Annotated in this window: 11 protein-coding genes and 1 tRNA gene; 8 read left to right on the forward strand and 4 right to left on the reverse strand. The window is 51.2% G+C overall.

Features of this window, described 5'->3' with window-relative positions; all coding sequences use genetic code 11:
- Positions 1-507 (reverse strand): peptidoglycan bridge formation glycyltransferase FemA/FemB family protein (locus tag IT415_01580; protein ID MCC7543382.1); only part of this gene is annotated, 507 nt, incomplete at its 3' end.
- A gap of 115 nt (positions 508-622) precedes the next feature.
- Here IT415_01580 and IT415_01585 point away from each other — a divergent pair.
- Together IT415_01585 and IT415_01590 are read left to right on the forward strand one after the other, a co-directional pair.
- Positions 623-1414: a hypothetical protein gene (locus tag IT415_01585; protein MCC7543383.1), complete on the forward strand. Its 792-nt coding sequence runs from the start codon at positions 623-625 to the stop codon at positions 1412-1414.
- 130 nt (positions 1415-1544) lie between these two features.
- The gene (locus tag IT415_01590) at positions 1545-2033 is read left to right on the forward strand and encodes a GNAT family N-acetyltransferase (protein ID MCC7543384.1); all 489 of its coding nucleotides are present in this window, start codon (positions 1545-1547) and stop codon (positions 2031-2033) included.
- Positions 2034-2080: 47 nt separating this feature from the next.
- Here the strand turns inward: IT415_01590 and IT415_01595 are convergent, their stop codons facing one another.
- Positions 2081-3037 (reverse strand): peptidoglycan bridge formation glycyltransferase FemA/FemB family protein, encoded by a 957-nt coding sequence (locus tag IT415_01595; protein MCC7543385.1) that lies wholly within the window; start codon positions 3035-3037, stop codon positions 2081-2083.
- A 408-nt stretch (positions 3038-3445) separates the two neighbouring features.
- Here IT415_01595 and IT415_01600 point away from each other — a divergent pair, with 408 nt between their 5' ends.
- Both IT415_01600 and IT415_01605 read left to right on the forward strand, forming a co-directional pair.
- Positions 3446-3610 (forward strand): hypothetical protein, encoded by a 165-nt coding sequence (locus IT415_01600; protein ID MCC7543386.1) that lies wholly within the window; start codon positions 3446-3448, stop codon positions 3608-3610.
- The gene (locus IT415_01605) at positions 3597-3764 is read left to right on the forward strand and encodes a hypothetical protein (GenBank protein MCC7543387.1); all 168 of its coding nucleotides are present in this window, start codon (positions 3597-3599) and stop codon (positions 3762-3764) included. The genes IT415_01600 and IT415_01605 overlap by 14 nt, the downstream gene beginning before the upstream one ends.
- Before the next feature lie 173 nt (positions 3765-3937).
- On the opposite strand, the gene IT415_01610 is transcribed toward IT415_01605, so the two are convergent.
- A complete protein-coding gene (locus IT415_01610; protein ID MCC7543388.1) occupies positions 3938-4165 on the reverse strand; it encodes a hypothetical protein in 228 nt (75 codons plus the stop codon).
- Between the two features lie 247 nt (positions 4166-4412).
- On the opposite strand from IT415_01610, the gene tsaD reads away from it, so the two are divergent.
- The gene (tsaD, locus tag IT415_01615) at positions 4413-5474 is read left to right on the forward strand and encodes a tRNA (adenosine(37)-N6)-threonylcarbamoyltransferase complex transferase subunit TsaD (protein MCC7543389.1); all 1062 of its coding nucleotides are present in this window, start codon (positions 4413-4415) and stop codon (positions 5472-5474) included.
- 4 nt (positions 5475-5478) lie between these two features.
- Here the strand turns inward: tsaD and IT415_01620 are convergent, their stop codons facing one another.
- A complete protein-coding gene (locus tag IT415_01620; GenBank protein ID MCC7543390.1) occupies positions 5479-6015 on the reverse strand; it encodes a hypothetical protein in 537 nt (178 codons plus the stop codon).
- A gap of 203 nt (positions 6016-6218) precedes the next feature.
- Between IT415_01620 and IT415_01625 the strand changes: the two genes are divergently transcribed.
- The 3 genes from IT415_01625 to IT415_01635 all read left to right on the forward strand — a co-directional run bounded on the left by IT415_01625 (position 6219) and on the right by IT415_01635 (position 9679).
- Positions 6219-8618, forward strand: coding sequence for a valine--tRNA ligase (locus IT415_01625; protein MCC7543391.1), 2400 nt, complete (start codon positions 6219-6221; stop codon positions 8616-8618).
- The gene (locus IT415_01630; protein ID MCC7543392.1) at positions 8572-9420 is read left to right on the forward strand and encodes a hypothetical protein; all 849 of its coding nucleotides are present in this window, start codon (positions 8572-8574) and stop codon (positions 9418-9420) included. The genes IT415_01625 and IT415_01630 overlap by 47 nt, the downstream gene beginning before the upstream one ends.
- Before the next feature lie 166 nt (positions 9421-9586).
- Positions 9587-9679 (forward strand) — tRNA-Ser (locus tag IT415_01635).
- Positions 9680-9800: the final 121 nt, after the last annotated feature.

Genomic DNA, 9800 nt, shown 5'->3' on the forward strand with positions numbered 1-9800 from the left:
GCGAATATTGTAGCGGGTCTTCTGCTTGAAGCTCGTCAACAGCGCTTCATCGTCCTTGTCAATATCAACGATAATCGTCGCCTTAAACTGCAGATCATGCACACTCTTCTGCCAGCCGGTCGACTTCGGATCAAAGCTTCCTGCAAGCAATTCCGGATCGATCATCAGCATAAAGGCGCGTTTATCATGATCGCGCACGTACGCCGTGAGGTCCTCTGTAAATTTCTCGAAGCGCTGCCTGTCTGGCTTATGTGGCTCATAGCGAGTAAACATACCCGGACCCTTGGGAATATACCAAAGTGTACCGAAGCCTTGAGCTTCCTTGATGATCAACTGCACCGCCACTCGCTCGCTCTTATTCTCCCAGATCAAATGCAGCGGCTTCCACCCATATTCCGACTTGTACACCCCCCACTCGAGTGACTGGTAGATGTGTCCGCTGTCAGGATTATCGCGAACAAGTTCGTTCCAATTCTGGACTTCTTCGGATGAGGCTCGTCGAATCATGCTCTTATTATGCCACAGCTTCACCTCAAGTTGTTGTTATAAGTTGTTGACAATCATATAGTTCAGTTGTAATATTATGCCAATTGGCATTCCTACGCACCTTAAGGGGGTCCCCATGCCAAGTACCAAAACACCCGCCAAGAAGCAACCGCGCTTCAAGCTCCATATCGATCTCGAAACCGAAGCCGGACTGAAGCGAGAAGAAGTTCGCGAGCTCAAGCGCCTCACGTGCGAAGCACTGGATCTTCGCAACGCAGATTGCGCCCGTATCCTCTACGACATGTGTCTCGAGCTAGGCCTGTTTGAGCCCGGAGTGTTGAATTTTACTCCCGCAGATCTTGCTGAGATCATTCATGGCGACGAGGATCTGGAGCTGCGCGCCAACGGGATGCTCGCAACCGACCCTCGTGTCGATCCCCTCAAGCGCTACCGCGCGTTGAAGGCCGTCGAACAAACGCTTCACGACCGAGAGCGCATGCTTAGCGTCGATGAGCACATGCTCATGATGTACCGTCTCGCCAGCACCACACTCGGTGATGTCGATCGAGCAAGAGCATGGTTCGTGGATGGCTCGCACCTGCATCTACTCGACCTGCTGGTGAAGCTGTATTTCGACAACGACGGACTCACGGCGCTAGAACGTCGAGATATCGAACAGCGGCTCTTCAGTCTGTTTGACGGTATCACAAACTACGACGACTTCTTCTTCGAGTTGGGTATGCTGTATCGAGATGATCTGGTACAAGCACTATCATATCGATACGGCGCCGATCGCGCTCAGACCTTACTAGACCTTGATTCCGAGGAGCCGAGCGAAGCCGAGCTACGCGATCGCGAAGGTGCGATCCGCTACAGCCACGCCTGTGCCACTCACTTCGGATGGGATGAGGTCGATCCCTACCCTTGAGACTGTTGTCTCCTGCCGATCATCCCTTAGGGGTTGGTCGGCTATTTTTATTCCACCCAACATATTGCATATTTGTGTCTTTTATTTTATGATAGCCACCCCGTTCGCACCTACCTACGAGAGGCGCATTATGTGGCTACACTTCTTCTCGACCCCCACACTTCATACCAAGTTTCACGACTCACTTCGCGAACACGCTTACGCGGTGCGCCGCCGGGTCTTCCAGATAGAGCAAGGGATTCCTGCGATTCACGATCGCGATCTGCATGACGAGTCGGCCTACCACTTCGTCGTGTACGCCCTAGCGCTTGATAGCACCGAGTTCGTACCAATCGCGGCTGCTCGTGCAGTCGCTTACGAAGAAGGTTTCAAGATCGGCCGCGTCTGCGTTGACCCTGATCAGCGCGGCGCGCTGCACATCGGGACACAGCTCATGGAATATGTCATCGCCCAACTCCAAGAGCATTTCCCTGATCGTAAGATCTTCCTGTATGCCCAGGCTGACGATGCGAGAAGTCAGAATGTCGTCGGATTCTACGAGCGACTGGGCTTCGTCACGACCGATGACGAGCCACTTATTAGTGCTGGCATCCTTCACCGGAAGATGGAGCTTGTGTAGCTCATACCAAAATATACCGGTAATCCCGATGTGGATTGTCGGTTTTTTTATCCGCGCAACTTACGATACGCCGAGTAGACTGCATACTTACCACGCTTCAATGGAATATCCCAGGTACCGAGCGTACTCACTCGCTCACCACCGAAGCCTTTCTTGAAGGCTGTGATCCCCGACCATTTGTGCCCACCCTCGTCATGGGGGGCTGCCCCCCAGAAATCAAACCGTTTGAGACCCCGATCCTTCGCGTCAATAATCATCCGCCACGCTGCCGAAACTGCCACATTATACTGTCGATTTAGCTGTTGATCATTACCAGTATGCGCATAGGAGCGCGTGCCGCCCCAGTCATAGACCAGCGAGACGCTCGCAGGCTTCCCGTCCTCAACGGTTGACACATAGAAGCTCGCAATCCTCTGCTCGATCAGGCACTCCGCGAGCTGTCGATAATAGCTCTCGGGGTAATTAACGATATGCGCGCGCCGAGCCGTGTCAGTCATCAGTCGCATGAAATCTCCAAACGGTGTCATATTCTTGATCTGTCGCACCTCTATCCCCCGCTTCTCGGTTGTATTTATGCGATTACGATGACCCGAATCAAGGCCTGCTCGCAAATCTTTATGTGATTTCGCCAAATCCAGCACAAACGTGTGCTGTGGCTGCACTTCTGGTATCCGTCTTGCACCACAGGAGCGCATATCTGCCTCGGTTACTTCGCCGATCGGCTCCAGACGCACGAAGTCAGCGCCTTGCTCCTCTCCTGCAAATACAAGCGCCTGCAAGGCTTCTTTCGCGTTCCCCCGCACGACTGGGCCATACGGTACTATCAGATAATGCAGTCCTTTTGAGTGCCGAACGATCCCTTGCCAGGCCCAATCAGTGCTTTGATTCCGGACCGCATCACGTCCGAGCGTCTCCTGAAACCTCGCCCAGACTGAACTCTGGAGAATGCCCCCGCCAAGCTTCTCGATCTTCTCATCCCAGGTTGCTGCGTCGAAGTTATGCATAGACCTCCATTGTAGCGCAGATACACACCTAGCGTACATCACGGCAATGGGCTTGATTTTAGCGGCCTCGATCTGTAAAATACTCAAACACCCCGCACCTACCGCGCCCACCAGGCAAGGAGAGTACCATGTCAGCATCAGCCCGTTCCATACACGTAGAAGCTCGAGAAGGCCGCGATCCCGCGGATTCCGACGTAGGCTCTGCCGATACCAGTTCCTGGCCCCACAGAAGCGATGCGTCGACTGCACCCTTCACAAGCTCGATACTCGAAGGCGACTACGATGGTGAATCGACCATGATGGAGCTGGTCATCGTCGGCGCAATGCTAGTCGGCGTTTTTGTGCCCCCAGTCGTCATCACTGGTGTCACGATCAAGTTTCTCGTCGATCGCATCCGGCGCAATTGAGATGAACGATCGCGTGAAGGCCGAGATAGCTTTGTACTTCGATACAGCATTAGCGCTGGTCGTACTGGTGATACTGTTAGTGTTTTCACCACTCATTATCGCCTACAAGATCGTTGAATTGATCAGCAAACAGATCTGCAAAGAGGGGCGCCATGAGCAGACTTGACGGCATGATGGATGAATACCACGCAGAACGGGTCTACGGGCCTTGGCCCAGTGATGATTTCATCGGCCTGCCGATTTTTTGTGCGTCAATCCTCGGCATCAGCGCCGTTCTTATCTGCACACTCATCGCATCCTGTGCGCTCGTTCGCCTGTAGCGAAAAGACCATGTCTCAGGCATGATTACCCCCCGTCTTTACATCATCGAGAAGACGGGGTGTTTTTATGTGACTCGTCTGATCCGGTCAGATTTCATGCGCAGAGCAATCGATGTCCGCGGCTCAGCACCGAACGCCTTCCCGACACAGTGCTGCCGGCGCGGATCATTGGATCACAGGTCGGGCCCAAGCAGCACCATCAAAGCCCGAGGCTGTATGAGATGCTCGCGTGTCATACCACGCTGATATTCGATCCGCACTAGTGCCCGGCTACTCTGTGCGGCATAAACCGCCACGAGATGTTTATCGCTCACGAAATCCTGATACCAATCGATTCTGTCATCCGGATCGGGCGAATCATATTGCTGTACCGCGATGCGATTTGCTTGCCAGTGCATCATGCCATGCCACACGCTCGAATGAGCGCGAGATCGAACCGTTTCTTCAGTGCGACTGACAGGCCATGCGAGCTCTTATGGCTAGTTGCCACTGTCAATTTACCTCTTTTGCCAGCGAGTTATGTGAGGATGATGTTTCGTGCACTGTAAGTCCGACAATCCTATTTGTAGTGCTTGAGGCGCTTTAGCTTGATGGGACCGGAGGTATGGTGCTTTTCATTTACTGGTTTGCACGCTAGAATTATCAGATATGGGATCAGGAATCCGAACCATTCTTGCGATCGAATCGAGCTGTGATGAGACGGCTTGTGCGATTGTACGCGATGGGAGCCAGGTACTCGCGAATATCGTCGCCAGTCAAGCCGACTTGCATGCCCAATTCGGTGGTGTCGTGCCTGAAGTAGCCGCTCGTAGTCACATAGAGGTCGTCATTCCAGTCATCGAGGAGGCGCTCGAGATCACTCAGCTCAGCTGGGATGATATTGATGCGATTGCGGTGACCCGCGGGCCCGGTCTGATCGGATCCTTACTCATCGGTGTGTTAACCGCAGAAGTACTCGCGATCGAGAAAAAGAAACCTCTCATCGGCGTAAACCACATTTTGGCGCACGCTTTTGCCAGCTTTCTTACTGACGGTGAGCAGCCGCAGTTCCCTCTTCTAGCGCTCATCGTATCTGGTGGTGACTCTCGCCTCCTACTCTTCCAAGAAGATCTCAGCTTCAAAACGCTCGGAGCTACTAGGGATGATGCCGCTGGTGAAGCTTTTGATAAGGTCGCTAAGTTGCTTGGCCTCCCCTACCCTGGTGGACCTAATATTTCTAAGGCGGCAGTCAATGGCGATGATCAGAAATATCATTTTCCGAAAGCGAATCTCGGCAAGGATTCTCTCGAATACTCATTCTCAGGCTTGAAAACAGCGGTGTTACGACAGGTCCAAGAGATTGTCGGGGATCAACCCGGTAATCAATCTAGGCATTACGAGCTTCGTAAAACGTACCGGCTGTCACCACAAGCGATTTCGGACATCGCAGCCAGCTTTGAGCGCACTGTGGTAGAAACGCTCGTTGAGAAGCTTGTACGTGCGTCTCAAGCACATTCACCTAAGAGCATCGCGATTGGTGGCGGAGTGAGCGCCAATAAGCGCCTGCGCGAAGCAGTGCTAGAGGCTCTGCCCCAAGCTCGCATCATTCCGTTCGAATATTGCACCGACAACGCCGCGATGATCGGCGCCCTCGCCTACCAAATGGCACAACGCGGGCATATTGCAGAATCCCCTATTCTCGAAGCTGATTCAAGCCTCGAAGTACTGTAGCCGTTTATTGCCCCAGGGACTGAAACTGAATATCGCTCGGAACTGAAAACTTACCAGAATCCACTGCCCAAGCTTTGCAAGTCACATTGAAATTTGTATTGTTGCTATTAGTTGAGGCGTCGCCTGTTCCAGAGTCTGGTGCAGGAGCTGAGCTCATAGGCATTACAAAGCCCATCATTTGTCCACTGTAGTTGGTCCAGCTGTATGCTTTGCCGTCCCTGAGAAGTGTGTTTGATTCACCTTGCTCACCACTAGAGCTTGTAGTATTGATGGTGAGCCTCGCCAGCCCCTTGCCATCTGAATACATATGTCCTTCACCAGTACCATTGCTAACGGTAGTAGTAAATATACACTCTCTAGGCTGACCGCTTGAAGCTAGGCTGTTTAGGTTCATACTTGAGTTTTCTACTGCCGTAGTGGTGCTTGTCTGGCTTGAAGAAGACTGGCTGGGAGAAGGTTGCACCCCTCTAAAATACATATATCCACCCACTCCAAGACCAAATAATATAATCACTCCAACGCCGATAGCTACCTTGCTCATAATTTTCTCCTAATAATTACCTGAATAATAGCCCTATCATTCATCATTTACAAGCGCTTGATGATCACATCTGATTACCCCTCTATCAAGGCATCCCATCTGCACAGCGGTACGTACAAGCAGTAATTTTACTCAGTATATGGACATACGGCACATGTTTGAGCACCTGTACCTAGCATCTACTCCTGATTTGCGCTAGTCTAATGGGTATGGAAAAAGCCTACGAGCCTTCAAAATATGAGCCACAAATTCGCCAGCTATGGAAAGATCATAAGTCTTACGGTCTGGGCGGCAATTCCCCTGCCCCCGATGCGAAACCATTCTCAATAATCATGCCGCCACCAAATGCCAACGGCTCGCTGCACGCCGGGCACTTGATGTACGTCGTCGAAGATATCATGACCCGCTATGCACGTATGCAAGGGCGCCCCACTATCTGGCAGCCAGGCACCGATCATGCAGGCATCGAGACACAATTTGTGTACGAAAAACAGCTCGCCAAAGATGGAAAAACTCGACACGATCTCGGGCAAGAAAAGTTTTATACCGAAGTCTGGGACTTCGTAGAGCAGCACAAGGGCACCATGATCGAGCAGATGCAAGCTATGGGCTTCTCGGCGGATTGGGACAAGCTCAAATACACTCTCGATCAAGACATCGTCGACATCGTACTCGATACCTTCAGGCAGCTGCATGATGATGGGTTTATTTATCGCGGCAATCGCATCGTCAACTGGGATCCTGTCACGCAATCAGCCTACGCGGACATCGAGCTCAAGCATGTCGAGCAAGAAGACCCACTCTACACCCTAGATTATGGCTCAATTCAGATAGCTACCGTGCGTCCCGAGACGATTTTCGGCGATGTTGCGGTGGCGGTAAATCCTCAAGATAATCGCTACGCCCATCTGATCGGTCAAGACGCTATCATTCCCCTTGTCGATCGCCCAATCCCAATCATCGCTGATGAACACGTGCAGCCAGACTTTGGTACCGGTGCACTCAAGATTACTCCCGGGCATGACAAAAACGACTATGAAGTCGGGCTGCGACACAGCCTCCCCCAGCTCACTGTCATCGACTTTGATGGCAAGATGATTAACGTACCAGAAGAATATGCTGGCCTCGACGTCAAAGAAGCACGCGAAAAAGTTGTTGCAGCTCTGGAGTCCTCGGGTAAGCTTGTCTCGACATCCCCTTATGCTCACTCTGTAGCCTTGCAAGACCGATCTGGCGCGCAGATAGAGCCACTCATCACTGAACAATGGTTCATGCGCATCGCTGAGCTCAATAAGCCCGTCATTGAAGCCATCGAAAGCGAGCACGTGAAACTCTACCCAAAGCGCTTTAAGAAGATAGCACTCGAGTGGCTCAAAAACGAACATGACTGGTGTATCTCGCGACAGATCTGGTGGGGCATTCGTATCCCGGTGTACTACAAAACTAGCCACGATGCAGATAAGAAATCATACATCATCGCCAAGTCCGAAGATGAAGCTATTGCCTACTATGGTGCTGGTAACTATCGCGCTGAAACCGACACCTTTGACACTTGGTTTTCATCTGGTCAGTGGCCATATGCCACGCTCATGACAAGCCTCGGCGAGAACTGGTCGGACTTCTACCCCACAACCACGATGGCAACCGCCCGTGACATCCTCCACAAATGGGTCACTCGTATGGTTATGTTCTCCCTATATAAGACCGGCAAAGTCCCCTTCGAGAATGTATACCTCTGGGGTATGGTCACTGACGAAAAAGGCCAGAAACTCTCGAAGTCAAAGGGCAACTATGGTGATCCTATGGAAATCACCGCTCAATACGGCACTGACGCACTCCGCCTCGCACTCTCCATCGGCATTACACCTGGTAATGACGGCAAACTCTCTGAAGAAAAGATCAAAGGTTACCGTAATTTCTGTAACAAGCTCTGGAATGTTGCTCGATTTGTCAGCGGACGCCTCGAAGACAGCCACGTCGATCAAATCCGTAGCTTAACCCTAGAAGAATCATCACTCCTCTCCCCTGCTGATCATTGGATTGTCGAGAAGTCCAACATAGCCATCAAGCAGGTCACCACCCATCTCAATAACTACCGCTTCTCCGAGGCAGGCGAAACTATCTATCACCTCCTCTGGCATGATTTCGCGGACTGCTATATCGAATACGCTAAGCAATCCCTCAATCCTGAGGTACTCGCCTACGTTCTCGAAGTAATCCTACGATTACTGCATCCGTTCGCCCCCTATGTGACCGAGGCTATCTGGCAGGAACTCTCCTGGACAGACGGACAGCTCATCACCGAACGTTGGCCTACTCCTAGTATACGAACAAAGACCAAACTTGGCAAGCAATTTGATATTCAAATTGTCGAAATCCTCGCAACTAAGCAAAAAGAATCTGATAAAGTACAGCGGGCAAAACTCAAAAAAGAGCTAGCAGAAAAAATCCGTCACATACAGCTCATCGAGGCCAAGCTTCAGAATGACAATTTTGTCACCAATGCTCCGAGGTCGGTCGTCGAGCAAGAGCGTGCTAGACTAGAAGAAGCACTCCATGCACGCGACACGATCACGCAAGCACTCCAAGAGCTGGAATCCTAAGCTACTCATCGTAATCGGTAGCTGTGCTCTCGCATGGTTCATTTTTTCGTTCACTGTGCCATTCTTGATTCGCGCGAATAGGGGAGTCATTCGCGCAGAAATTACGAGAATCCAAGCTCTTCCTGAGGCAGAGCAAGAAGGAGCCTATATCCGACTACTCCGTGCCACCGGCAATGACCAAGAAGTTTCACGAGCACTCGCTGACAGCTACAAAGCTGGCGGCCAGTACAAGAGAGCAGGGGAGACATATGTAGCTGCTCGTCCTGCGCTCCGAGTTGAGGCCGCACAAGCATACATACAGGGGTATGATTTCTCACGAGCGCAGGAAGTACTGAGAGACGAGAAGGGTCGGGGGGCAGACGTACAGATTCTCAAGACTCAAGCAACATTAAACATCGAACAAAACACAAATATCTGTGCAGAAATTCGTCAAAATGCAGCAAATACCCAAAGTCAACGCGCCAAGGACCTTAACCAGGCGTGCGAAATAATCCAGCAAAAAATAATCGACCAGTCCGGCATCTACAAACTACCGACGCTGGGCGCCCCACTACAAGCTAAGCGATTACTTGAATCTAAGACTACAAAGTCATCCTCGGATTACCTCTTGCTCGCTACAATCAGCTATAGGCAAGGGGACTACTCCTCGATGCAGAACAGCTTGCGAGCTGGGCTTGAAGCAACCCCATATGACCGCGGCTATCTCACATCTGCAACGGATCTACTCACGGCGACACAGGGCAGCGACCAAGAACTTATTGCGGCCATTCAAAAAAATCTTGACATACTCCCGAGCCAATAACCTTCACATGAAATTAAAACATATTATGATTTACTGTCAAGCTTTGTATTTTATTCGTACTTATGCTTATGTTTAATTACCGAACATAGCAATTACTCATAAAATACCGTATAATTTCCGTCTGTAGCCCAGATCGCTCGTAACCACCAAAAATCACAATTTCCACGGAGAGGTACCCAAGAGGCTGAAGGGGCTGGTTTGCTAAACCGGTAGGGCGGAGCAATCTGCCGCGAGGGTTCGAATCCCTCCCTCTCCGCCATTTAGGAAATATCCGAACGGAACTCTCTGGGCGAGGCGGGTGAATTATCTGAGGCCGTACTCAAGCACTTTAATCGACAACGCAAAACAAAATCACTCGAGGACGATCCCATCCCAAAAGA

This window comes from bacterium, from assembly GCA_020854115.1.
Lineage (GTDB): Bacteria > Patescibacteriota > Saccharimonadia > CAILAD01.

Excerpts from the sequence above, each read along its gene's own strand:
- IT415_01605 (MCC7543387.1), top strand. The coding sequence starts at position 3,597 with ATGAGCAGACTTGACGGCATGATGGATGAATACCACGCAGAACGGGTC.
- tsaD (MCC7543389.1), top strand. The coding sequence starts at position 4,413 with ATGGGATCAGGAATCCGAACCATTCTTGCGATCGAATCGAGCTGTGAT.
- IT415_01620 (MCC7543390.1), bottom strand. The coding sequence starts at position 6,015 with ATGAGCAAGGTAGCTATCGGCGTTGGAGTGATTATATTATTTGGTCTT.
- IT415_01630 (MCC7543392.1), top strand. The coding sequence starts at position 8,572 with ATGCACGCGACACGATCACGCAAGCACTCCAAGAGCTGGAATCCTAAG.
- IT415_01625 (MCC7543391.1), top strand. The coding sequence starts at position 6,219 with ATGGGTATGGAAAAAGCCTACGAGCCTTCAAAATATGAGCCACAAATT.
- IT415_01590 (MCC7543384.1), top strand. The coding sequence starts at position 1,545 with ATGTGGCTACACTTCTTCTCGACCCCCACACTTCATACCAAGTTTCAC.
- IT415_01610 (MCC7543388.1), bottom strand. The coding sequence starts at position 4,165 with ATGATGCACTGGCAAGCAAATCGCATCGCGGTACAGCAATATGATTCG.
- IT415_01585 (MCC7543383.1), top strand. The coding sequence starts at position 623 with ATGCCAAGTACCAAAACACCCGCCAAGAAGCAACCGCGCTTCAAGCTC.
- IT415_01600 (MCC7543386.1), top strand. The coding sequence starts at position 3,446 with ATGAACGATCGCGTGAAGGCCGAGATAGCTTTGTACTTCGATACAGCA.
- IT415_01595 (MCC7543385.1), bottom strand. The coding sequence starts at position 3,037 with ATGCATAACTTCGACGCAGCAACCTGGGATGAGAAGATCGAGAAGCTT.